This is a genomic window from Virgibacillus carmonensis (assembly GCF_057836705.1).
The window spans coordinates 14168-39401 of sequence record NZ_JBYQFJ010000002.1 but is presented as its reverse complement, the minus strand read 5'-3'; the positions used below and the strand labels follow the sequence as shown (position 1 = coordinate 39401).

Below are 25234 nucleotides of genomic sequence, written 5' to 3'. Positions count from 1 at the left end.
CGAACACAGTGGAATAATAATAATGAAAGTAAAGGAGGATTAACAATGGCTAAAACCATTACACTAGAAAAGTATGAAGAATTAAAAGACACTGCAAGCAAGCCGATTGTACTTGAATTTGGGGCAGATTGGTGACCAGGCTGTCGTATGTTGAGGCCGGTGGTCTCAAGCGTCTCAGAACAGCTAGATAGCGCTGATTTTTATTATGTTGATGTAGATGAATCATCTGATTTGGCTAGTGAATTTGGAGTTCAAAGCATCCCAACTATGGTTTTGATAAAGAATGGAAAAGAAGCAGAACGATCAGTTGGTTTTGTACCTGAAGAAAGAGTGAAAGAATTTGCTCAGTCTTAATATAAATAAAAAAACACTAAACGTACTCGGATTGAACCGATAATACGTTTAGTGTTTTTTTTGCACATAAGTAAAGTATATGGGTTTTAAGGAAACGCCGTATAAAAAAATTCGCCACTCATTATTAAGGACGAGATGAATGGCGAGTTTTTCTAACAATTAATCTTTAAGCAAGGTAAATTCATAACCTTTTTCTTTAATAGCTTTTATTAAAGAAGGTAATATTTCTACTGTTTGTGTAAGCTCATGTAATAAGATAATCGCACCATCTTCCAGGTTTTCTACTACGTTTAAAAGAATTTGTTCAGGATTCCTTTTTAATTCCCAATCCATCGAAGCGACTCTCCATAAAATAGGGTTTAAGCTTAGTTCTTTAGCAGCCTTTATCGTGTCATCGTTATACTGACCAAATGGAGGACGGAAGTACGTTACCTTATTCCCTGTAATTGCTTCAAACTTTCTGACGCTATTTTCTAAATCCTGATACTGTTTTTCGTAAGTTTGTTTAACCAAATTAAGATGTTTAGTCGAATGCGTACCAATCGCATGGCCTTCATCTAATACTCTTTTCCAAGGTCTTTCTGGATGCAACAGCCGTGATTGCCAAAAAAACATGGCTGGAACACTTTCCTTTTTTAACACGTCTAAAATGGAGGGAAGTACCCTACTTGGGCCATCGTCGAATGTAAGTACGATGGATTTATGACTTTTCCTTTGCGCTTTTGTGACGATATTAGAATCTGTAGAGTCGTACACGACCCTTGAATTATCTACCACTCAAGGACTTTTCATCACTAAATTCCACCTCTTATTGTTTAGTTTACTTGCTATCAACTGGAAATATATACATTTTGATATTCCTTTTCATCAAAGTCTTCAGGTTTACCATCAAAAATAACTTCTCCATTTTTAAGAGCCAGAAGCCGAGTTGAATAGCGTTTCGCAAGTTCGACATCATGAACATTAATAATTGTCAATAGTTTATGACGGTTATGCATCTGTTGCAGTAGATTGAAAATATGACTGGACGTTCCTGGGTCGAGACTAGAAACAGGCTCATCACCTAACAGTAGTTTAGGTTGCTGTAATAGGGATCGTGCTATTCCTACCCTCTGTTTCTGCCCGCCACTTAAACGTTCAACCCGTCGATCGATAAGGTCAGATAGTCCTACATCTGAAATCACTTGTTTTGCTCGTTCTATTTCTTCTGCTGTAAACCATCCAATTAGATTTTTAAACGTACTTCGATAACCAAACATGCCTGTTAAGACGTTCTGTAAAACAGATAATCGAGGGATTAAATTAAAGTGCTGAAAAATCATCCCCATCTCTCTGCGAACTCCTCTTAATTGCTCTTCGTTCATGCTAGACAAGGTGTAGACATCCCAAATTATTTCCCCAGATGTTGGTTTTTGTAAACCATTAATACATCGTACTAACGTCGATTTTCCTGCACCACTTTTGCCTAATATACAAACAAACTCACCTTGAGCAAAGGCCAAATTAATATCCGAGAGTGAATTTTCTGCGTTACCTGGATATCGAATCGTTAAGTTTTTTAATTCTAACAAGTAACTACCCCCTTAAATGACCTTTTTTCGTACATAACTACCAAATAGATCAACAGCAATGACGATAACCATAATAATTAATACATCTAAGGAAACAGAAGAATATTGAAACGTTTTAAAATCAACAAATAATCGTTGTCCAATTCCTCCGCCACCGATAAACCCTAGTATAAGGGAGGTTCGAATCGCGACTTCAAATCTATAGAAATAGTTGGACAACACATTTGGCCAAATTTGTGGAAGAATACTAAATAAATTTGCCGACCAGCTTTTTTCTCCTACTGCCTTCATCGCTTCCTGTGGGCCTGGATCTGAAGCTTCAATCAGTTCGGCTATTAATTTTCCTAGAACACCGACATTATGAAACATGATAGCCAAAACCGCTGGAAAAGGGCCAAGTCCAAGCGTAGTTAGTAATATTAAACCAAAGACTATTTCTGGAATAGAACGTACAAAGCTCAATCCCAATCTGGTGAAGTGATAAATCGATTTTGATGGTGCTGTATTCCACGCTGCCATAAAGCTAATAGGAAGTGCTATAAGTAAACCAAAAAAGCTTCCTAAAAACGCCATTGCAACGGTTAATAAACTGTCCTGTAATATGCTTGGAAGGTTGGAGAACTCCATCGGAAACCACTGTGATAGAAAATCTATCATATTACGGAAGTCTTTAAACTTTGATATATCAAACTCTGTTAGCCTCATACTGATGAATATAAAAAACGCTAACAGAATAGCTGTTAAAATACTTCGGGGTTTGAACCACACTGCAATCAGCCCTATTCCTCAATAATTCCTTGTTTAATTGCTGCTTTTCTGATGCTTTCGTAATCTTCGTTTGTCGCTTTCGTAAAACCAGTTGCACCAAATGCATCTAGAATCTCTTTATCCTCAATGGCTAGGAAAGTTTTTTGCAGCTTTTCAATCGTGTCCTGGTCGGTATTTTTGTGAACGGCCCAAGGATATTGAAATAATTTATCTGACTCCCAAATTACTTTAATTTTTTCTCCATCAATTTTTCCTGCCTCGACAAGTTGATTATAAATAGCACTGTCAATTGCACCAGCATCCACTTGCTTATTTTGAACAGCTAATGCAGTTGCGTCATGTGAGCCTGTGAATCTAACAGAATTAAATTTGTATTCATTTTCAGATTTATAAACACCGCGGTCTTGAAGTTCGATCCCTGGAATTAATGAACCAGAGGTAGAACTTGGGTCACCAAATGCAAAATTGACTTTTTCTGGATTAGCTATTAATTCATCTAACGTATTCCACGGATTGTCTTTACTTGTAATAATATAGGAGTGGTAAAATGGCTCTCCATCAATTAATTGAGTAATAATAGCTTTAGCTCCACTTTTTTCATGAGCAACGACATAGGTTAACGGGCCAAAGTAAGCCATATCAATTTTGTCGTAGTTCATTGCTTCAACGACACCGTTATAATCCGGATAAACCTCAACAGAGACATCCCGATCAAGTTCCTCGGTTAAGATTGATTGTAATTTCGTCATCGCATTTTCCATTGCACCTTCAGTCTGTACGGGAATTACTCCAATGGTAAAAGGTTTGTTCTCGCCCTTATCAGTTGCAGCTGAATCCTTTTCTGAATTTCCACACGCTGCTAATAAGAAGAAAATGCTAACAGTAAAAATTAAAAAAAGCCACTTTCTCAATATGCTCACCTCGATATATATTTGTATAGTTCTTTAATTCCGTTACTGATTAAAAAGTGTATAATGTAGCCCTGTTTTCAAAGGATAATTAATTTTCCATTCGAGCTGATTTAATGCTTTCGTATTATCCAAATAACTGTTTGAAATTTCACCGAGCCGATTATTCACATACCGGGGCTCAATCGATTTATTTAACAAGATATTTAATAACACTACAAGTTCGTTTAATTTTGTTTGCTTATTGGTGCTAATGTTAATTATTTCATTATTACCCTGTTTAATAGCGGCTACATTTGCAGCTGCAACATCTTTAACGTAAATATAATCCCTCGTTTGCTGCCCATCACCATAAATAATCGGAGCTTTGTCAGCCTCCAAACGATTACGAAAAATAGAAATCACATCGTTTTTAACGTTCTGGTTAGAATCCAGATCTTGACCATATACATTGGAGTATCTTAATATTGTATAATTCATTTGATATAACTGGCAAAAAGACTTTACGTATCTCTCAGCAGAAAGTTTGGAAATCCCGTAAAAGGAAACAGGTTCCAAAGGATGTAATTCATCAATTCCCAAATAGGAAGGTTCCCCGTATACAGCTGCTGAGGAGGCATAAATAATTTTCTTTACATTATATTTTTTACAACTTTCAAGAATATTAATCGTACCTAAAATATTAGCGCTTGCATCCAGTTTAGGATCTTCCACTGAATTATTAACATCAACTTGAGCCGCAAGATGGATAACAACTTCGGGATGTTCCGCCTCGAAAACTTTATCGATATCGTTATTAATATTAACCGAATGACAGCTAATACTTGGAATATGACTAAACTCTGTGCTATTACACTGATAGTCGATGATGGCAACTTCGAATTTGTTAGCCAACAATTCGGCAACCACATGTCTACCTATAAAACCTTTGCCACCTGTAACAAGAACCTTCATTGTTCCTAGTCCCCTCTTAGACCTTACTTCTAATTAATTAAAACCAATAAACTGTAAACAAGGACTTTAACTGAGCCCCTGTTAGATTACTGTAATTCGCCCAGATTTCTCACTTGTTACCTCTCCAACGATTGCAGATTCAACATTGTTCGTTAACAATGCCTCTTGTAAGGAATGTGCTTCTGATTCAGGCACTGATATAAGCAGTCCACCAGACGTAACAGCGTCACAAAGAATGAGTTGCTCAAGTTCACTAATTTTATTGTCGTAATCGATTCTATCCGCAATCCATTTATGATTCTTTTTAGACCCACCTGGAATAACATCTTGTTCAGCTAGCTCTCTTGTTCCTGGCAAAACAGGAACGTCTTTACTAGTAATTGTGATGCCAACATCACTTCCTTCTGCTATTTCAAGTGTGTGACCAAGTAAACCAAATCCGGTAACATCGGTACAGGCATTTACGGTATAACTTTCCATCGTTTCGGCAGCGTATTTATTTAGTGTTGCCATAACAGTCATTACATTGTCCAAATCAGCTTTTGAAAGTAAGTCTCTCTTAATGGCTGTTGTTAAAATGCCAACGCCGATTGGTTTTGTAAGGATTAGGCGGTCACCTGGTTTAGCACCTACATTTGCTTTAATATGATCTGGATGAACCGTTCCAGTCACAGATAAACCAAACTTTGGCTCTTCATCATCAATCGAATGGCCGCCTACTAACGTAGCTCCTGATTCGTTTATTTTATCAGCAGCGCCAGCTAGAATATCAGCTAGAATACTTTTGTCTAAGGTGTTAATTGGAAATCCAACAATATTCATTGCTGTGATTGGTTTTCCACCCATTGCATAAACGTCGCTTAAGGAATTCGCAGCACCAATCTGACCGAACATATAAGGGTCATCCACTATTGGCGTGAAAAAATCAAGCGTCTGGACTAAAGCAGTATCATCATTAATTTTATATACACCAGCGTCATCGGATGTATCTAAACCGACGAGCAAGTTGGGATCAGGTACGGATTTTGGTATATGACGCAGAACCTGCGCCAGGTCTTCTGGACCAATTTTGCATCCTCAACCACCTTTTGTTGATAAAGAAGTTAATTTTATGATTTCTTCTTTTTTTGACATAGATATCTCTCCTCGCTAGAACCAGATTCGTACAATACATCTTTATAAACTTTTAACAAATGTTTAGCCTCATAGATGCTAGAATGATTTTGAGCAATGTATTGTTTAGCGGACTGTCCAATTTGATTTCTTAATTCGATATTATTCATGATTTGCTCAGCATAATCAAGGAATTGGTTTGGAGTATTGTATACCAGTCCTGTTTCACCATTTGAAACAATATTGCGGTTGCCCTGGTTACCAGCCACTAGTACAGGTAATCCATATCCCATTCCCTCCAGTATAGAAGAGGATTGCCCTTCGGAGTGGGAAGTGTTTAAAATTGTATCAGCTTGTTCATAAATCGTGCCCATGTGAGAATGGTCTACCTGACCGATGTATGTAACCCAATCTTTATTCTTTGCAACAAGGTCCGTAACAACTTTTCCTTCTTCATCTTCTATAATGGGACCTACAAGCCATAGGCGTACGCCCGGAAATTTGTTATGGACCTTACTTAATAGATTAATTGCATTTGGAACGTTCTTAACTTTTCTTATACCAGCTGGCAGTACAAATAAAAAAGTATCTTTTTCTTTAGAATGGTTCAGCATTTTTCCTGAAAAATTTCTTGTTCCTTGATGAACTATAAAGATTTTCGGTTCTAGATCAGGAAATTTATTTATTAAGGTACATTTAGCTTCCTTATCAAATACATGAATTGCCGAAGCAGCCCTCAAACAATTAAAAACCTCTGCTCGTTTGTTTTCATTAAATAAGTCATGGTTTAAATCGGTTCCAGTTAACGTTATAACGAATTTATCGAATTTTCTATCTAGTTGCTCGTAGAATTTATAAAAGCGATAGGCATGAAAGCCATGTACAATATCTGCTGATGGCAGTGAGGTAATTGAACAATCATCAGTCATAGAGATAATTTCCGTTTCAACTCCTAATTTCTCAAGTCCTTCAGTTATTCGCTGTACTGTCACGGTATTACCGCGAGGTTGGTGAAAATTAGGCGTTGCTAATAAAACCTTCATTACTTCTCATCCTTTAAAATTAGTAGTAGTATAGGGGGAAATGTAGAGGTTTTTCCTTACTTTTATTATGAAAATATAAAAGAAACATAAAAGAAACAACGGGATCCAATGAAACAATCATTTCTTTAAGAGTGTTTGTTTATGGCGGGACTGTGTGGGAATCGAACCCACCGGAGACGGCACGCGCCTCCCTCAGGGTTTTGAAGACCCAGGGGGACACCAGTCACCCATCCAACCCCATAATGAACACTTCTAAATTATATACAGAATTTGATTTTTATATCAAGAAAACAGCTTTGGAAAGTAGGTAGTATAAGATGGATACTTCATATTTTACGATCGGGATGGCTGGGCATATTGATCATGGTAAAACAACGTTGACTAAAGCGTTAACTAATGTTGATACGGATCGTTTGAAAGCAGAAAAAGAAAGAAATATATCAATTGAATTAGGGTTTGCGCCTATACAAACGAATGATGGAGTTCAAGTTTCAATAGTAGACGTGCCTGGACATGAACGTTTTATCAGGCAAATGATTGCAGGTGTTGCTGGGATTGACCTAGTCGTATTGGTCATTGCAGCAGACGAGGGAGTTATGCCTCAAACGAAAGAACATGTAGAAATCTTGGAATTTTTAGGTGTAGAGCGGTGTATAGTAGCCATATCTAAGGTAGATCAAGTAGAGCAGGACTTATTGGAAATCGTTGAAGAAGATATAAAAGATGGATTAGCAGGTTCCATTTTTAAGAAGGCTCCTTTTGTATACGTTGACAGCGTGTCTGGTAAAGGTGTAGATCAATTAAGAGAGGTGATTTTCACCGAATTAAAATCAGTAGAAAAACGTAATGATTCTGGGTCGTTTCGATTGCCAATTGACCAAGTGTTCACAGTTCAAGGACAAGGGACGATTGTCAGAGGTACTATCTATGAAGGACTTGTTCATAAGGGGAGTCAGCTAACAATCCTGCCTAAAGGCCATAAAGTAAAAGCAAGACAAATACAAGTACACCATAAAGAGATGGATCAAGCGCGAGCTGGTCAACGAACCGCAATTAATCTTGGTGGAGCAGACAAAGAGGATATTCGTCGTGGCGATGTACTTGTTGATTCGGATCACTTTTTACGATCAAATACAATAGATGTCACGATTAAGTTTGTTGATGAATTATCGTCACCACTTAAACAAAGATCGCCTGTCCGCGTATATATTGGAACTTCAGAAGTATCAGGTAAGATCGTGTTTTTTGATCGCAATGAAGTAAAGCAGGAGACAGAAGAAGTGCTTTGTCAAATCAGGTTGGAAGAAGACGTTGTGATCCGTCGCGGAGATCGGTTTATTCTAAGGCGTCCAACTCCGGTGGAAACGCTTGGTGGCGGATGGGTGATCCAACCAAACGGTAAAAAATATCGATTTGGAGACGAAACGATAAAGATGCTAGAAAATAAAAAAGAAGGAACATCAGAAGATCTGATACAGGATGTTTTATTAAAACACAAGCTCTTGGACAAGAAGAAGCTTACCCAATTAACATCAATAGAAGAAACCGAAATAAAGACTGCACTTGCAACGGGAGTAACAAACGGTATGATACTGGAATTACCTGGGAACAGATATGCTTTGATGAAGTCCTTTACTAAATTGAAAAGTGAAGTTACAAGTGAACTAGAAAGCTATCATGAAAAGTTTCCAATGAGACAAGGCATGGGTAAGGCAGAACTTGTGCAGGTATTAAGCAAACGCTATCCAAAAGCGTTTATTGATTATTGTTTAAATAGGCTTATTACGGAGAATACGCTTTATAAACCGGCTCAATTTCTTGCTTTATCCTCATTTCAACCTCATTTGCCGAAAAAATGGGAAACTAGAATGGATCAGGTAATTGCTAAGGTTGAAAGCGATGGAATTACACCCGGAAAATGGCAAGAGTATATCAAAACAACACCCCTCTCAAAAGAGGATGCGAACGAATTAAGTGGGTACTTGCTTCATACGAAACAAGTACACCAATTAACGGAAGATATGCTGATCCATCAAGCAGCTGTTGAGCTTGCTTTAACTAAACTGAAAGAGCAAACGGAGAATTCATTTAAATTAAATGAAGCCAAAGATGCTCTGGAAATTTCCCGCAAATACCTAATCCCGCTTTTGGAGTTATTGGATAGGTTGAAAATAACTAGTCGTAAAGATGATGTGCGCGTATGGAATTAGATGCTAAAGGTCTGGAGGTTGAAGAATGAAACAATTTTTACGGGAATTGCCACCCATTCATGAAATACAAAAAAATGAACGATATGTAATAATACGTCATTCTGCGAGTTTATCAAATGAACATCTTAAGGAAATTGTTCAGGAAGCCACGGATCATATACGAAAGAAGCTGGTAGATGGACATATACCAACCAAAAAATGTTCTAAAGAACATTTTTTGCAAATGATTTTAGATGTTGCGGAAGAAAAAGTAAACTACTTTGTAAAAGATCGCTTAACCAAAGTGATTAACGGGACAGGTACCGTGCTACATACCAATTTAGGCAGGGCACGGTTGAGTGATAATGCGATCAAGCATGTTAATGAAGTTGCATCTAGTTATTCAAATTTAGAGTATCGATTAACGGAAGGTAAACGCGGTTCCAGGCATGATATTATTGAGGACTTATTAATAAAGGTTACTGGCGCTGAAGCAGCAATGGTTGTCAATAACAATGCTGCAGCTGTATTTCTCACACTTCGAGCATTAGCGAAAGAAGGAGAAGTAGTTGTTTCTCGCGGGCAGCTTGTTGAAATTGGTGGTTCATTCCGCATTTCATCCATTATGGAGGAAAGCGGTGCAAGGCTTGTTGAGGTCGGAACAACTAATAAAACACATGTTTACGATTACGAGGATGCAATTAATGAGGGCACCTCTATGATTTTAAAAGTGCATACAAGTAATTTTAAAACAGTCGGTTTTACCGAATCAGTAGATACAAAAGATCTTACGGCTCTAAAAAAAGAGCATCCGAACCTTATTTTTTATGAGGATTTGGGAAGCGGTTCCTTATACGACTTTAAAAAGATTGGTATAGGGGACGAGCCTGTAGTAAGAGAAGTATTAGAATCGGGAGTTGATCTCGTATCTTTCAGTGGTGATAAGTTGTTAGGTGGGCCGCAGGCAGGGATAATAGTCGGCAGGAAAGAGCTAATTCAAAAACTGAAAAAACATCAATTAGCTAGAGTACTTCGCGTCGATAAAATGACATTTGCAGCATTAGAGCAAACGCTGAAAGTATACTTGTCTGAACAAAACGGGATTCATGAGCTTCCAACTGTACGCGATATTATTAAATCTTTAGATGAAATCCACGGACAAGTTGAGACCTTTATGAAACAGTTAAGGAAATGTTCTACTTTGTACGAGGTTGACATACAAGAAGATATATCTCAAGTAGGCGGCGGCACAATGCCCGATGTAGAGCTTCCAACCATGGTAGCAGCGGTTTCTCATCAAAACGTCACTACCAATGAACTAGCAGAAAAGTTACGAACCGGAAATCCCGCCATTATTACCAGAGTGAAAGAGGATAAAGTACTTGTTGACTTTCGAACAATAGCGGAAGAAGAAATGGGTGATTTGATGGAAGGATTCATGTTATTGGGTTAAGGGCGATTGGAATCATGACGGACGGAAACTGTAAGTTTAAAATGAAGTTTAACCGTTTATAAAAAAGAACAAAACCTCCGTATTAAAAATTTAATACGGAGGTTTTATTTACTTGCATATTCAACAGTAGGGCCAGTTTTGTTGAAGAAAAAGCCGTTTCGTTTATACTAGAATCTAAATGGAATACTAATCATAAAATACTTTAAAAAGTGAGGATACACGATGATTGCAAAGACTGAAGAGGATTTTAATGGATTAAGAGAAATTGGTGAAATTTGTGGAGCGATTCGAGATAAATTAGTCCACTGTACTAAACCTGGAATTACTACAAAAGAACTCGATGAAATTGCGGGAGATATTTTTGAAAAAGCAGGAGCTCAATCTGCACCAAAAGGAGAATACGATTTTCCTGGATATTCGTGCATTAGCATAAATGAAGAAGTAGCGCACGGGATTCCAAGGGAACGGACCATTCAGGAAGGGGACCTTGTAAATATTGATGTTTCAGGTTCGAAAAACGGGTATTTCGCAGATACCGGAATTTCCTTTGTAGTTGGGAAGGGAGAGATAATTTTACAGAAAATATGTGACGTTGCTAAAGAAGCATTCGACGCTGGACTTGAGAAGGCAAAACCAGGTTCGAAAAAAAGCGCGCTCGGAAAAGCTGTACACAATGTAGCGAAAAAGCATGGCTTAACAGTCATAAAAAATCTTACTGGACACGGTGTTGGGCGCTCGATTCATGAAGCGCCGGAACATATTTTTAATTACTTCTCTCGCTGGGATGACGAAATTTTAAAGAATGGTATGGTAATTGCCTTTGAACCTTTTATCTCTACATTTGAAGAGGAAGTTTTCCAATCCGAAGATGGATGGACCTTCCTAACCGATGAAAGCTTTGTGGCTCAATACGAACATACGATTATTCTTACGAAGGAAGGACCGATTATTACTACCTTGTAAGAGTACTAATACGACAGGGCGCTTTTCTGTAATAAGGATTAGCGCTCACTTTCATTTAAATGGTCAGATTGCGGAGGAATGGATTTACTTAATCATATATATTGTAAACTGAATTCACACAATTACTTAAACGATTTATTATAAAACAAATATTTATATATACTTAAACCATTATAAGTAAAATCAATAAGGGGGAACTAACATGAAAGAGAGAAATAAAAGTAGCAATAAAAAGGAGTTGTCACTAGAACAACGTGAAGAATTACTCAGAGCATTGAAGGCTCGTTTTGAGAAAAACATGAATCGCCATAAAGGTCTTGAATGGGCTAAAGTCCAAGAAAAGCTGGATGCTAATACTGAAAAACTGTGGTCGCTCAATGAAATGGAAAGTACTGGCGGTGAACCGGATGTTGTTGATCATGATAAAAAGAAGGGCGAATACATTTTTTATGATTGTTCAGCGGAAAGTCCTAAAGGTCGCAGAAGTGTTTGTTACGACCGCGCGGGGCTGGAGTCAAGGAAAAAACATAAACCAGAAAATAACGCTATTGATATGGCAACTGCCATGGGCATTGAACTTTTAACGGAAGAACAATATCGAGTGTTGCAGAAACTTGAAATTTTCGATATGAAAACGTCGAGTTGGGTGCAAACACCCTCTGATATTAGAGAACTCGGCGGTTCCCTTTTTTGCGATTATCGATTCGGGCACGTCTTCGTGTATCACAACGGTGCGTCCTCTTACTATGGTGCCAGAGGGTTCCGTGGCTCGCTGAGGGTTTAAATTTGAATTGAGAACGGATCACCTTGCGAAAGGCTTAAATTTCATCTTTCAACTATTGGGCGCATTTCCGGAGTAAGGATCAGCGACCTTTTTTCATAAAGGGTCATTTTGTTGAAAATCTTTCTCATATTAAATTTATTAATCTAAAGGGCGAAATTCTTTAATAGGAATCAGCGTTCGTCCTGCATTTAAGGGCCATGGGGTAAAGCTGTAAAACTAGTAGTAGTTTAGATATACAAGTATTGTGTTTCATAAGGATAGTGATTTATCAGAAAAATAGTCTCCTAGATAGATATGGTATTAATTTTAGGAGGCTATTTTAATACGTAGGAGATGTATGAATGATGAAACAAAACAAATATGATGATGCGGATTTCTTTTCTGCGTATGAGCAGATGCCACGATCAGTAAAAGGACTTGAGGGTGCGGGAGAATGGCCAATCTTTAAAGCGTTAATGCCAGAGCTGCGAAATAAGCGTGTTCTTGACTTGGGATGCGGTTACGGTTGGCATTGCCGATTTGCCTGCGCGGAACAAGCAAGTTCAGTCGTAGGTGTAGATATATCCGAAAAAATGCTTCAGAAAGCTCGTGTAAAAACGGATGATTTTTTAATTTCATATATAAAAATGCCAATTGAAGACATCAATTTTTCAGATTCTCAATTTGATGTGGTTATCAGTTCGTTGGCTTTTCACTATATTAAGTTGTTCGAAGTAATCTGCAAAAAAATCTATGATTGTCTAAAGCCTGGGGGGACTTTTGTTTTCTCAGTTGAACATCCAATATTTACTTCTCGAAGTGAACAAGATTGGTATTTCGATGACCAAGGGAATCGTCTGCATTGGCCAGTTGACAACTATCAGTCAGAAGGAGTGCGTGAAACAACATTTTTGACCGATAACGTTGTAAAATATCATCGTACGATTTCGACGTATATAAATGACTTAATTGAAGTTGGATTTAACATAAGAGCAGTCAAGGAACCAACTCCTACGGATGAAATGCTAAAGAGTGTATCTGAAATGAAGCATGAAAATCGAAGACCTATGTTTTTAATACTCTCAGCAGAAAAGGAAAATACTTCTTCAAATAAATAAATTTTAGTTTATAAATTATAATATTAACAGAGGCGTTCCTAAAAGAAAGTAGGGACGCTTTTTCCTATTCTACGAAGTGCGATTCTTGAAGGCAATATCTGTTCACAGGGTTATTCTATAACGGTCTTCCGTAATCGGGGCGCTTTTTTGGAACAACGTAAGTAAAAAATAACCAAACTTTTTTATAACTTTTACAGAAAGAGAAGTACGAAAGCATTTCGAGGAAGCAAAGAAAAAGTCCCTATTATACTTTTATACTACTAGCAATAGTATTTAGAGTCTTTTACTGTTAACCTCCATCTTTTAACGGTAAAATATAGTTGCTTATATTCTGAAAGGGGTTATTAGTTTGAGTACATATCCAAACATAAATGAAACAAAAGATCTGATTAGTCAGTTAGTCTCTATCCCAAGTCCTTCTGGCAGTACCGAAAAAGTAATTAAATTTGTAGAAGGTTTTTTAAACGACTTGAAAGTAGAAACAAGACGCAATCGTAAAGGTGGATTAATTGCGACGTTACCTGGAGCAAATAGTGACGAACACAGAATGTTAACTGCACATGTTGATACACTAGGTGCAATGGTAAAAGAAGTCAAAGAGGATGGGAGGCTTCGTCTTGATCTTATTGGCGGATTTGGTTATAACTCCATTGAGGGTGAATATTGCGAAATTCATACTTCTGGTGGAAAGGTTTACACAGGGACAATTTTGATGCACCAAACATCCGTACATGTGTATAAAGATGCAGGTGAAGCTAAACGTAATCAAGAAAATATGGAAGTACGAATCGATGCTAAAGTTAAAAATGATAAAGAGATTCGTGCACTGGGAATCGAGGTTGGAGATTTTGTTTCATTTGATCCTCGCATTCAACAAACGAAAAATGGTTTTATAAAATCTCGACATCTAGATGATAAAGCGAGTGTCGCTATTCTCTTACAATTGATAAAACGAGTAAAAGAAGAAACTGTCACACTTCCATATACAACTCATTTCCTTATTTCTAATAATGAAGAAATTGGCTACGGGGGTAACTCAAATATAACACCAGAAACCGTCGAATATTTGGCAGTCGATATGGGTGCTATGGGTGATGGTCAAACGACAGACGAATACACGGTTTCGATTTGTGTGAAGGACTCTAGTGGACCTTATCATTGCGGATTGCGGAAACACCTAGTTGAGCTAGCTGAGTCAAATAATATTGGCTATAAGCTGGATATTTACCCATACTATGGCTCAGATGCATCGGCGGCTATTTATGCAGGCCATGATGTTGTGCACGGACTTATTGGCCCTGGGATTGATTCGTCTCATGCATTCGAACGTACACACGAAACATCATTAGATAATACAGAGAAATTGTTATATCATTATGTACTTTCTGCGCTTGTTTAAGTAATTGTTTAAGGCGGTTTTCGTAAAGAATGTTGCTTTGCGACATTACTAAAAATCATGTTTGATGCCCTGCGACCACTGCGGAAAAACACTACGCTTTCCGCGGGCTCGCGATGAGCCTCCTCGATTGCAAAGACCGATCACTGCGGGGTCTCATCGTCTTCGCTGTTCTCGCAGGAGTCTCTGTGTTTTTCCTCCGCTGATGTGGTATCAATAATGAAAAAATAGTATCACTTTATCGATTAAAGCATAAATAGCCACTATTATGGAAGTTGTTTGGAGCGGAGGACCGTTGACTCCTGCGGGAACAGCACGAGTCTGAAGCCCCCGAAGGAAGTGGTTTTCTTCCGAGGAGGCTAAAGCCGTGCCCGCGGAAAGCAACGGTCCGCAGCGGAAAACAACCCAGTCTATACGTCGCATTTTATATCAATAGCAACAGACTTTTCTAAAACAGCTTTGTAAAAAGACAAACGAGCACTCGAAATCCGAGTGTTCGTTTGTCTTTTTACTATTCAGTAAATTTATCTTGACTTACTTAGGTCATTTGAAGGATAATACTAATGAGTAATATATTTGTAAATATAACATGGAGTTGTAGTTTATGGGTCAAAGAGGTAGAAAAGTAGGATCAAACGGGGAAGATAGTAAGGTTTTATTACTGAATATTGCTGCTGAGGAATTTGCTCAAAAGGGATATTATGAAACGAAGGTAAGCACAATCGTGAATAAAGCTGAGTTAACACAACCTACCTTTTACCTATATTTCCAAAGCAAGGAAGCGATTTTTCAGGAACTGGTCCATTCATTTCGAACTAGATTGTTTAGTTTTGTTGAGAAGAGCCGTCTTGAATCAGGGATTGAAATCACCTCGTTAGCGGAAAAAATTAAAAAAGGCTTAACTGCAATATTTTCTTTCTTTGTGGAAAACCCAAATTTAACGAAGATTGGATTCTTTCTAGCATCAGAATCGGAAGAATTGAAAGTTAATTTAGCTACTCAAATTACGGATAATCTCACGAAAGAAGCGCAAGATGGCTATTTCCAAACAAGCGTTGATCTAAGAACCGTTGCTGAGAGTTTAGTAGGGATAATGGAGCGTCTCACTATTACCAAATTATTTACGGGCATAAAAGACCCTGAAAGTCTTGCAAATGATATAGTCGACCTTTTACTATTTGGAATCATTTCCAAAAATAAAAATAATGGGTAACTGTTGTTGTTTATATTGATGTAATAAACGTGAACGACTTGGTGCTAGATAAAAACAGAAATTCGCAATTCAGACATGAAAACATAAGTTCCTTGTCGTTTTAATAATATGGGGGAGTTGGTTATTATTAAGAGGTCGATGAAGGAAACACTGGGGAATAGTCTGGACGAAGAGTGGATAGAACTTCTTATAACTGCAAAATATATCGGGCTCACGTCAGTTGAAGTAAGAACATTTATTAGCGGAAATCAGGAGTTTAAGAATAAAGAAATTTTTTTGAAATTCATCCAAAGAACAAAAGAAATAAATTAATAGTCCAACATAAGAATGGGATACATAGATTCAGATATTGGAAGGCCTCCCGCTTTTTTTGGTAGGTCTTTTTTGCTTATTTGGTTAATGCTCCATATAATTACAGTAGATGTTAGTAACGGAAGTAGGTAATGCCATGCAACTTAGCATATTAGATCAAGCGCCAATTCCAGCAGGAATGACCGCACAGGATGCGCTCCATGCTTCAACCGAACTCGCCATGCTCGGTGATAGACTGGGATATACCCGCTATTGGATGGCTGAACATCACGATTTATCAGGATTAGCTTGTCCTTCTCCTGATGTGATGCTTGGAATTATCGCAGCTAAAACCAGTAATATTCGAATTGGTTCTGGGGCAGTCCTATTGCCTCACTATAAACCTTTTAAAGTAGCTGAAACCTATAATTTGTTAGCAACATTATACCCTGATCGTGTTGATTTAGGCATTGGGCGAGCACCAGGAGGGTCTGCTGAAGCCACCATGGCACTCTCGGATAATTATCTAGAAAATGTTCGCAAAATGCCTGATACACTTGATGAATTGTTGAGGTTTTTAGATAACGACTTTCCTCAAGATCATATGTATGCAAAAGTTAAACCTTCACCAGTGCCGAAGACTCTACCCAAACCTTGGCTTTTAGGGACGAGCGAAAAAAGTGCCATCTTAGCAGCTAAAAAAGGTATGGCATACACATTTGGTCATTTCATGAGTGATCAAGATGGTCCCTCGATTGTGAAGAAATATGTTAATGACTTTTCTAATAATTATGGTTCAACAAAACCAGAAGCAATTATTACAATTTCGGTGATTTGTGCTGAAACAACAAATGAAGCAGAAGAACTTGCCCTGAGTGGTCAATTGTGGAGTGTAAAACAGGCAGAGGGTCAAGATAGTGGTATCCCAACTGTTGAAGAAGCAAAAAATTATCCGTATACTGCGGATGACCTTGCATTAATCAAAAAAACAAGGGATAAAATGATTATCGGAAATCAACAGGAAGTGAAGCAGCAGCTTGAGGAAATACAAAAAACATACAATGTAAATGAGCTGATGATTGTGACCATAACCCATAGCTCAGAAGCAAGATTAAAATCATACGAATTAATTGCAAAGAAAATGCTTTCAAATTAGATGGATGGAGGAGTTATGATGATCGATTTAAGAAGTGATACTGTAACAAAGCCAACACTGGAAATGAGACAGGCTGCTTTTGATGCGGTGGTTGGGGATGATGTATATAACGAGGATCCAACGCTTAGAGAGTTAGAGGAATTAGCAGCAGCCAAACTTGGAAAAGCAGCAGCATTGTTTGTACCAAGTGGAACACAAGGAAACCAGATTGCTGTATTAACGCATTGTCAGTCTGGTCAAGAAATTATTTTAGAAGCGGAAGCACATATTTTTTACTATGAGGGAGCTTCTATCTCTGCTTTTGCTGGTGTTCAACCTAGAACGATTAATGGTACCCGTGGTGTAATGGATCCGGAATTGGTGAAAGCGGCGATTCGTGAAGATGATATCCATCTGCCTGAAACAGGACTTATTTGTGTTGAGAATACCCACAATCGTGCAGGTGGTGCAATTGTTCCGCTTGAAAATATGAAAGAGATTCATAGAATTGCGCAAGAAAATAACATCCCTGTTCATCTAGATGGTGCAAGGTTATTCAATTCTGCGGTTGCTTCTGGTGTGGATGTAAAAACCTATGCGGAACAAACAGACACCGTGCAGTTTTGTCTTTCAAAAGGACTAGGCGCACCAGTCGGTTCAATTATTGCCGGATCTGAGGACTTTATTAAAAAGGCAAGAAAATGGCGTAAACGACTAGGTGGGGGATTAAGACAAGCTGGAATAATTGCAGCCCCAGGCATAGTAGCATTAAACACGATGGTGGACCGTTTGGTTGAGGATCATGAAAATGCTAAGTTCCTGGCTTCTGACCTACAAGAAATAAAGGGGCTTTCCATTGAAAATAATGTCGATACGAATATCATTTTGGTGAATACAAAAGAAGCTGGATTATCTTCAACTGAATTTTTAGCTAAACTTAAGCAGGAAGGCATTTTAGGAGTCTCTTTTGGACCAAGCACGGTACGATTTACCACACATTTTGATGTGACACGGGAAGAAATTAAAGATGTAGTGGGTAAGGTGAATAAGCTAATCTAGTTATATATTTTATTGAAGACGGGTTCCTATCAGATGAGCCCGTTTTTTATTGATTTTTTATTAAATATTTATTATTTTTTCAGTGTGATCTAGTATATAATAAGAAATTAATGTTATTTTAGTTTAATGACAAGCATTTACTAATAGTAGGTATTCAATTAGAGAGAAATATAGGAGTGGAAACATGCAAAACTGGGTAACAGATTTCATGGAGCAATTTGGATACATAGGAATTTTTTTAATGATGGCCTTGGAAAATGTATTTCCACCAATCCCCTCAGAAATAATTCTGCCCTTTGGTGGGTTTTTGACTAATGATTCAAACCTAACTGTTGTAGGTGTTATTTTGTCAGCAACTGCAGGATCTGTAATAGGAGCAATCATTCTCTATGGAATCGGACTCCTCGTTGATGTAGAACGATTGGAAAAAGTCATTGATCGATGGGGACACATTATTCGAATTAAAAAACAAGATATTTATAAAGCAGACGCTTGGTTTGATCGTTATGGTTATTGGACAGTTTTATTTTGTAGAATGATCCCACTTATACGAAGCTTAATATCAATACCAGCCGGCATGTCTAATATGAAGTTTTGGCTATTTTTAGTTTTTACAACAATTGGTACCCTTGCGTGGAATATTATTTTGGTAACTGTTGGTGCCGCTTTAGGTGAATCGTGGGAGGATATTCTTGCATTTATGGATATCTACTCAACTATAGCTTATCTAGTACTAGCAACTGGACTTGTTTTACTTTTATTATTGTATCTTCATAGATTGGTAAAACGAAAAAGATAGATTAAGGAGTTTACACAAAATGGATATAATTGAACTTTTAAAAGCGCTTATCTTAGGGATGGTTGAGGGACTTACAGAATTTGCTCCCGTATCATCGACTGGTCATATGGTTATTGTAGATGATCTGTGGCTGAAATCAAAAGAATTTTTAGCATCTGAGTATGTTGCGAACACATTTAAGATCGTCATACAACTCGGTTCTATACTGGCTGTTGTTGTTGTTTTTAGAAACCGATTTATCGACTTGTTAGGGTTAGGAAGAAGCAAATCAGAAGCATCGGAAGGACAAGGTCGCTTAAAATTAACCCAGGTAATTGTAGGATTGATACCTGCTGGAATTTTAGGTCTTTTATTTGATGACTATATTGACGAAAATTTATTTACTGTTAAAACTGTATTAATTGGATTATTGATAGGTTCAATTCTAATGATCTTTGCAGATGTGTTTTCTCCAAAAGAACCACGAGTCACAACTGTTGATCAAATCACATATAGACAAGCACTTACTGTAGGTTTGATACAATGCTTCTCTTTATGGCCAGGGTTTTCACGTTCTGGTGCTACTATATCCGGTGGTGTGTTGACGGGCATGAATCACCGGACTGCTGCAGATTTTACGTTTATCATGGCTGTGCCAATCATGATGGGAGCGAGTGTTGTATCGCTATTAGGTAATTGGCAGTATTTTACGATGGACGCTTTACCATTTTTCATTGTGGGATTCATTAGTGCGTTTGTTTTTGCGTTGATCACGATTAAGTTTTTCCTGAATATTATTGAAAAGGTTAAGTTAATCCCATTCGCCACCTATCGAATTGTTCTAGTGGCTGTAATTTATCTGATTTACTTTTAAAACAAATGCCCCAAATAGAGTTGGGGCATTTGTTATTAAATCATACTTAATTCAAAGCGGATAAAACCAGGATAAGGATTCTCAACACAGATGGTAACAATTTGGTTGCATCATATAAGTAAATTGTTATATACTGATAAACGAATAAACAAGGAGGCATTTTATACATGATACAAACCACAATTACTATGGAAAAAGCGGCTTTAACGCTAAAATTATTAGGTGATAAAACCCGCTTAACAATCGTAGGCCTTTTAAGAGATAATGAATGTTGTGTTTGTGAATTTGTGGAAGTTTTTCAAATGAGCCAGCCATCGGTTAGTCAACACCTTCGCAAGTTAAGAGACGCTGGTATTGTTAAAGAAAGAAGAAATGGGCAGTGGATTTTTTATTCTTTAAATAAAGAGAGTGAGAGTTTTCCATTGGTCATGACTATATTGGAACATATGCCGGATCAAAAAGAAAAATTGGACTGCTTAGAAGCAGAGGGTAAACGAATTGTTTGCAATTAAGGAGGAATTTACTTGGATTTGTCAATTTACTTAGCCATTGGGATTTTCATCGTAACGTTAATACTAGTCATATGGCAGCCCAAAGGGTTAGGTATAGGTTGGAGTGCGTGCGGAGGTGCAATTTTGGCCTTACTAGTTGGTGTCGTCACATGGGGGGATGTACTAACGGTTACAGGCATTGTTTGGAACGCCACGCTAACATTTGTTGCGGTTATTTTGATTTCTTTAATTCTTGATGAGATTGGATTTTTTGAATGGGCTGCGTTACATATGGCTCGGATTGCTAAAGGTAATGGCGTCAGAATGTTTGTTTATATCATCTTATTAGGGTCTGTTGTTGCTGCATTTTTTGCAAATGACGGTGCTGCACTTATATTAACACCTATCGTATTAGCAATGGTCAGAAATTTAAACTTTAAAGAAAAAATGATTTTACCTTTTATTATGGCTAGTGGTTTTATCGCGGATACTGCCTCACTCCCTTTAATAGTAAGTAACTTAGTAAATATTGTTTCTGCAGACTATTTCGGGATAGGTTTTGTGGAATATGCTTCCAGAATGATTATTCCAAACTTGTTCTCTATCGGTGCAAGTATTCTTGTTTTATATCTATTCTTCCGTAAAAGTATTCCGGGGAACTACGATTTGTCTCAGCTAAAAGAACCTAAAGAAGCAATAAAAGATCAATCCATGTTTAAGCTTTCATGGGTAGTATTGGCTGCATTGTTAGCGGGCTATTTTGGTAGTGAAATAATTGATGTTCCGGTATCCATTGTAGCGGGTATTATTGCCATTTTATTTCTTATTATGGCCAATCGAAGTCCAGCTGTACAAACTTCAGAGGTTGTAAAAAGTGCACCATGGGCTATCGTCTTTTTCTCAGTTGGTATGTATGTAGTTGTGTATGGATTGCAGAACGCTGGTTTAACAAGTGTGTTAGCGACCCTAATTCAATGGACTGCTGATCAAGGTCTTTATGCAGCGACCATTGGAATGGGATTTATTGCTGCCATACTGTCTTCCATTATGAATAATATGCCTACTGTCATGATTGATGCACTAGCGATTTCAGAGGTTGAAACAACAAGTGCAATTAAAGAGGCACTTATTTATGCCAATGTAATCGGATCTGATTTGGGTCCTAAAATTACACCTATTGGTTCGCTTGCAACATTATTGTGGCTTCATGTTTTATCACTTAAAGGTTTTAAAATATCATGGGGTTATTATTTTAAAGTCGGAATTATTCTAACCATTCCAACATTGTTCATAACACTGTCAGGATTGGCGTTATGGCTCTGGATTATCTTATAAAAGCAGAAGAGGAGAATTATTTATATGTCTAAAAAAACCATTTATTTTTTATGTACTGGAAATTCTTGTAGAAGTCAAATCGCTGAGGGCTGGGCAAAAAAACATCTAGGGGATGAATGGGAAGTGAAAAGTGCAGGTATTGAAGCACATGGCTTAAACCCAAATGCAGTCAAAGCAATGCATGAAGTTGGTATTGACATCTCGGATCAAAAGTCGGATGTTATCGACCCGGAGGTTTTGAATAATGCTGCAATGGCTGTCACGCTTTGTGGAGATGCAGCAGACAAATGTCCTATGACACCTCCTCATGTAAGAAGAGACCATTGGGGATTTGATGATCCTGCAAAAGCAGAAGGCACGGATGAGGAAAAATGGAAGGCCTTTCAGCGTGTACGTGATCAAATTGGTGAACGAATTCAAAAATTTGCTAAAACTGGTAAATAAGGAATCATCCAGGATTCTAAATAGATAGGAAGTTCAGTGGGTGAATTAACTTTAGACAAAGATGGAGAAAAAATTGTGTTGTTAGGATTAGATAACTGTTGGAAAAGGTCTCTTTGAGGGCCTTTTTTTTCAATACCAGAGATATCAATTTGGTGTCTCTAGTAAAGAAAGAATATCTCAACAATGAAAAGGGCATTTATATAGAAGCATAATTATAAATGAAAAAATTAACAATTAGTAAGCATATCTGTTTATTTAATACCCGTATAGGGTATAAAGTGATAAATGAGAGGAGGAATTGGATGAGTAAACATAACAATCATAGTCATGAACGTCAACATAAGCAAGGTCATGAGGAACATGACGAAAACAATCATCATAGTGAACACAACCACCATGACCATCATGCGCATATGATGGAAGATTTTAAGAAGCGATTTTATATTTCATTGATATTGACGATACCGATTCTAGTATTGTCACCAATGATTCAAGACGCAGTACATGTGAACTTACGCTTTACGGGTGATTTATATATTCTTTTTGGATTATCGACCATTGTATTTTTTCATGGTGGATGGCCGTTTCTTAAAGGGATGATTGATGAGGTTAAACAAAAAGAACCTGGAATGATGACATTAATCGCTATGGCAATCATAGTGGCCTATGGTTACAGTTCGTTGACTGTATTTGGAGTCGAAGGCCGTAATTTTTTCTGGGAGTTAGCCACTCTAATCGACATTATGTTGATCGGCCATTGGATTGAGATGAAATCAGTAATGAGTGCTACCTCATCACTTGAGAAATTAGTAGAGCTGATGCCGAACACCGCTCATCGGATTAATGAAGACGAAGAAACAGAAGAAGTAAAAGTGACGGATCTGAAAAACGGTGATTTGGTATTGATTAAACCAGGTGAAAAAATCCCTGCTGATGGTATTATTAAAAAGGGCCGATCAGAGATAGATGAATCGATGTTGACGGGTGAATCGCTCCCCGTTTTAAAAGAAATAGACGAAGAGGTAATTGGTGGATCCGTCAATGGGGAAGGATCACTAACCATTTCCATTGAGAAAACAGGTGAAGAAAGCTACTTATCTCAGGTGATCACGATGGTTCGTGAAGCACAAGCATCAAGATCCCATACACAAGACCTTTCGGATCGGATGGCAAAGTGGTTGTTTTATGTTGCAATGGCGGCTGGGGCTGTCACATTTATTATTTGGATTTTCGTTGGGCCATCTTTGAGTTATGCTCTTGAGCGGACGGTAACTGTAATGGTTATTGCATGTCCTCATGCGCTTGGACTCGCAGCACCATTAGTTGTCGCGAAATCAACAACACTTGCCGCAAAAAGTGGATTGCTCATTCGGAAGCGGTCGAGTTTTGAAGAAGCGAGGAACATAGACACTGTCATATTTGATAAGACAGGAACCCTGACATTGGGTGAATTTGGTGTTAGTGATGTTGTTTCTAGTGGTGATTTAGGTAAAGAAGAGATTGTAAAATTTACAGCTTCACTTGAATCACAATCAGAACATCCAATTGCTAGGGGAATTGTTAATTATGCCAAAGAGCAAAATATCGACTTCCCACAGCCAAATGAATTTGAATCATTAACTGGTAAGGGTATACAAGGTGAAGTAGATAATAAAAGCGTAAAGGTAGTTAGTCCTGGTTATTTAAAAGATGAGCAAATTGATTTTGATGAATCCGAATTTCAACCTTTAAGTGCAGAAGGAAAAACGATATCTTTTCTTTTAATTAACGATAAACTGGAAGGTTTTGTTGCGTTAGCCGATCAAATAAAAGAAAGTTCCAAGGAAGCGATTGCTCAGCTTAAATCAATGAATGTTGAATCAATGATGTTAACTGGTGACAGCCAAAAAGTTGCGCAATGGGTTGGTAAGGAATTAAATCTCGACGCTATTACCGCTGAGGTTCTTCCTGATGAAAAGGCTGATTTTGTGAAGAAGGTTCAAAAAGATGGGAAACGCGTCGCGATGACTGGGGATGGAGTAAATGATGCACCTGCTTTAGCAAATGCAGACCTAGGAATTGCAATCGGTGCTGGAACAGATGTAGCCATGGAAACCGCAGATATTGTTCTGGTCGAAAGCAATCCTAAAGATGTAGTTAATATTTTAGATTTATCAAAAGCTACCTATCGAAAAATGATCCAAAATTTGTGGTGGGCAGCAGGATATAATATTATCGCTATCCCATTAGCAGCTGGAATATTGTTCCCTATAGGTATTGTGCTAAGTCCTGCAGTTGGTGCACTTCTTATGTCACTAAGTACAGTAGTTGTAGCGATTAATGCGCGTTTGTTTAAGTACGAAAAGCAATAAAAGAAAAACTTCGAGGAGGATTAAAATGAAAAGTAAAAAATTTTTAATAGGTATTTTAGTGATTGTTGCCACATTAATGCTAGCCGCATGTGGCAACGATAATGAAGAAACGGGTCAGAAAGAAAATGATGAGAATATGGATTCCAGTCACGAAGGTATGGATCATTCCAGCTCTGGAAAAGTCCCTAAAGACTTAGCAGTTGCAGAAAATCCAAACTATGAAGTTGGAGACCAAGCCATTGTTACAAGCGACCATATGGAAGGAATGAAGGGTGCTGAAGCTACAATTGTAGGAGCGTATGATACTACCGCCTACGCTATTTCTTATACCCCAACAACTGGTGGGGAAAGGGTAACAAATCATAAATGGGTTATACAGGAAGAAATTGTAGACACTGGTGAAGAAACGGTGGAGGCTGGAAAAGAAGTTACAATAAATGCCTCTCATATGAAAGGGATGGACGGTGCGACTGCTGAAATAGATTTAGCCAAACAAACGACTGTCTATATGATTGATTACACTCCAACTACTGGTGGAGATAAGGTAACAAATCATAAATGGGTAACCGGTAGTGAACTATCGACTGAATAAATGCAAAACAAGTTTGGCCCTTTCAAATACCTATTAACAAAGATTGGTGTAAAAGGGCCACTATGTCTATAATCGCTA

The 25234-nt window shown here is 37.8% G+C and carries 25 protein-coding genes and 1 tRNA gene; 18 read left to right on the top strand and 8 right to left on the bottom strand.

Features of this window, described 5'->3' with window-relative positions; all coding sequences use genetic code 11:
- The first annotated feature begins 147 nt into the window (after positions 1–147).
- Positions 148–354, top strand: coding sequence for a thioredoxin family protein (locus tag AC3G7N_RS01500; RefSeq protein WP_489420370.1), 207 nt, complete (start codon positions 148–150; stop codon positions 352–354).
- Between the two features lie 159 nt (positions 355–513).
- Here AC3G7N_RS01500 and AC3G7N_RS01495 read toward each other — a convergent pair whose 3' ends face one another.
- From AC3G7N_RS01495 to AC3G7N_RS01460, 8 genes are all read right to left on the bottom strand, one after another.
- Positions 514–1110 (bottom strand): polysaccharide deacetylase family protein, encoded by a 597-nt coding sequence (locus AC3G7N_RS01495; protein WP_489420369.1) that lies wholly within the window; start codon positions 1108–1110, stop codon positions 514–516.
- A gap of 74 nt (positions 1111–1184) precedes the next feature.
- Positions 1185–1925 carry a phosphonate ABC transporter ATP-binding protein gene (phnC, locus tag AC3G7N_RS01490; protein WP_489420368.1) on the bottom strand — a complete coding sequence of 247 codons (741 nt, stop codon included), beginning with the start codon at positions 1923–1925 and terminating at the stop codon, positions 1185–1187.
- A gap of 12 nt (positions 1926–1937) precedes the next feature.
- The gene (gene phnE / locus AC3G7N_RS01485; protein ID WP_489420367.1) at positions 1938–2693 is read right to left on the bottom strand and encodes a phosphonate ABC transporter, permease protein PhnE; all 756 of its coding nucleotides are present in this window, start codon (positions 2691–2693) and stop codon (positions 1938–1940) included.
- Positions 2694–2704: 11 nt separating this feature from the next.
- Positions 2705–3604 carry a phosphate/phosphite/phosphonate ABC transporter substrate-binding protein gene (gene phnD / locus AC3G7N_RS01480; RefSeq protein ID WP_489420366.1) on the bottom strand — a complete coding sequence of 300 codons (900 nt, stop codon included), beginning with the start codon at positions 3602–3604 and terminating at the stop codon, positions 2705–2707.
- 42 nt (positions 3605–3646) lie between these two features.
- A complete protein-coding gene (locus AC3G7N_RS01475) occupies positions 3647–4555 on the bottom strand; it encodes an NAD-dependent epimerase/dehydratase family protein (protein ID WP_489420365.1) in 909 nt (302 codons plus the stop codon).
- An 81-nt stretch (positions 4556–4636) separates the two neighbouring features.
- A complete protein-coding gene (selD, locus tag AC3G7N_RS01470) occupies positions 4637–5689 on the bottom strand; it encodes a selenide, water dikinase SelD (protein ID WP_489420364.1) in 1053 nt (350 codons plus the stop codon).
- Positions 5665–6711: a glycosyltransferase family 4 protein gene (locus AC3G7N_RS01465; RefSeq protein ID WP_489420363.1), complete on the bottom strand. Its 1047-nt coding sequence runs from the start codon at positions 6709–6711 to the stop codon at positions 5665–5667. The genes selD and AC3G7N_RS01465 overlap by 25 nt, the downstream gene beginning before the upstream one ends.
- Before the next feature lie 142 nt (positions 6712–6853).
- Positions 6854–6950: transfer RNA gene (locus AC3G7N_RS01460), tRNA-Sec, on the bottom strand.
- Between the two features lie 78 nt (positions 6951–7028).
- Here AC3G7N_RS01460 and selB point away from each other — a divergent pair.
- The 17 genes from selB (at position 7029) to AC3G7N_RS01375 (ending at position 25156) form a co-directional block, all read left to right on the top strand.
- Positions 7029–8921, top strand: coding sequence for a selenocysteine-specific translation elongation factor (gene selB / locus AC3G7N_RS01455; protein WP_489420362.1), 1893 nt, complete (start codon positions 7029–7031; stop codon positions 8919–8921).
- Between the two features lie 25 nt (positions 8922–8946).
- A complete protein-coding gene (gene selA, locus AC3G7N_RS01450) occupies positions 8947–10353 on the top strand; it encodes an L-seryl-tRNA(Sec) selenium transferase (protein WP_489420361.1) in 1407 nt (468 codons plus the stop codon).
- A 222-nt stretch (positions 10354–10575) separates the two neighbouring features.
- On the top strand, positions 10576–11316 hold the full coding sequence (gene map, locus AC3G7N_RS01445) for a type I methionyl aminopeptidase (protein ID WP_489420360.1): 741 nt from the start codon (positions 10576–10578) through the stop codon (positions 11314–11316).
- A gap of 202 nt (positions 11317–11518) precedes the next feature.
- The gene (locus AC3G7N_RS01440; protein ID WP_489420359.1) at positions 11519–12100 is read left to right on the top strand and encodes a DUF4256 domain-containing protein; all 582 of its coding nucleotides are present in this window, start codon (positions 11519–11521) and stop codon (positions 12098–12100) included.
- A gap of 344 nt (positions 12101–12444) precedes the next feature.
- Positions 12445–13197, top strand: a complete 753-nt coding sequence (locus AC3G7N_RS01435) for a class I SAM-dependent methyltransferase (protein ID WP_489420584.1) — start codon at positions 12445–12447, stop codon at positions 13195–13197.
- A gap of 349 nt (positions 13198–13546) precedes the next feature.
- Complete coding sequence (locus tag AC3G7N_RS01430) at positions 13547–14596, top strand: M42 family metallopeptidase (RefSeq protein WP_489420358.1); 1050 nt, start codon at positions 13547–13549, stop codon at positions 14594–14596.
- Positions 14597–15197: 601 nt separating this feature from the next.
- Complete coding sequence (locus AC3G7N_RS01425; RefSeq protein WP_489420357.1) at positions 15198–15806, top strand: TetR/AcrR family transcriptional regulator; 609 nt, start codon at positions 15198–15200, stop codon at positions 15804–15806.
- A 108-nt stretch (positions 15807–15914) separates the two neighbouring features.
- Positions 15915–16118: a hypothetical protein gene (locus AC3G7N_RS01420; RefSeq protein WP_489420356.1), complete on the top strand. Its 204-nt coding sequence runs from the start codon at positions 15915–15917 to the stop codon at positions 16116–16118.
- A gap of 136 nt (positions 16119–16254) precedes the next feature.
- Entirely contained in the window at positions 16255–17253 is a 999-nt protein-coding gene (locus tag AC3G7N_RS01415) for an LLM class flavin-dependent oxidoreductase (protein WP_489420355.1), read from the top strand.
- 18 nt (positions 17254–17271) lie between these two features.
- On the top strand, positions 17272–18291 hold the full coding sequence (gene ltaE, locus AC3G7N_RS01410) for a low-specificity L-threonine aldolase (RefSeq protein ID WP_489420354.1): 1020 nt from the start codon (positions 17272–17274) through the stop codon (positions 18289–18291).
- A gap of 184 nt (positions 18292–18475) precedes the next feature.
- Positions 18476–19090 (top strand): DedA family protein, encoded by a 615-nt coding sequence (locus tag AC3G7N_RS01405; RefSeq protein ID WP_489420353.1) that lies wholly within the window; start codon positions 18476–18478, stop codon positions 19088–19090.
- A 19-nt stretch (positions 19091–19109) separates the two neighbouring features.
- On the top strand, positions 19110–19943 hold the full coding sequence (locus AC3G7N_RS01400) for an undecaprenyl-diphosphate phosphatase (protein ID WP_489420352.1): 834 nt from the start codon (positions 19110–19112) through the stop codon (positions 19941–19943).
- Positions 19944–20110: 167 nt separating this feature from the next.
- Positions 20111–20455 carry an ArsR/SmtB family transcription factor gene (locus tag AC3G7N_RS01395; protein WP_489420351.1) on the top strand — a complete coding sequence of 115 codons (345 nt, stop codon included), beginning with the start codon at positions 20111–20113 and terminating at the stop codon, positions 20453–20455.
- Between the two features lie 12 nt (positions 20456–20467).
- Complete coding sequence (locus AC3G7N_RS01390; protein ID WP_489420350.1) at positions 20468–21769, top strand: arsenic transporter; 1302 nt, start codon at positions 20468–20470, stop codon at positions 21767–21769.
- Positions 21770–21793: 24 nt separating this feature from the next.
- Positions 21794–22213 (top strand): arsenate reductase (thioredoxin), encoded by a 420-nt coding sequence (gene arsC, locus AC3G7N_RS01385; RefSeq protein ID WP_489420349.1) that lies wholly within the window; start codon positions 21794–21796, stop codon positions 22211–22213.
- Positions 22214–22515: 302 nt separating this feature from the next.
- Positions 22516–24564: a heavy metal translocating P-type ATPase gene (locus AC3G7N_RS01380; RefSeq protein ID WP_489420348.1), complete on the top strand. Its 2049-nt coding sequence runs from the start codon at positions 22516–22518 to the stop codon at positions 24562–24564.
- Positions 24565–24589: 25 nt separating this feature from the next.
- Positions 24590–25156, top strand: coding sequence for a YdhK family protein (locus AC3G7N_RS01375; RefSeq protein ID WP_489420347.1), 567 nt, complete (start codon positions 24590–24592; stop codon positions 25154–25156).
- Positions 25157–25234 lie beyond the last annotated feature (78 nt).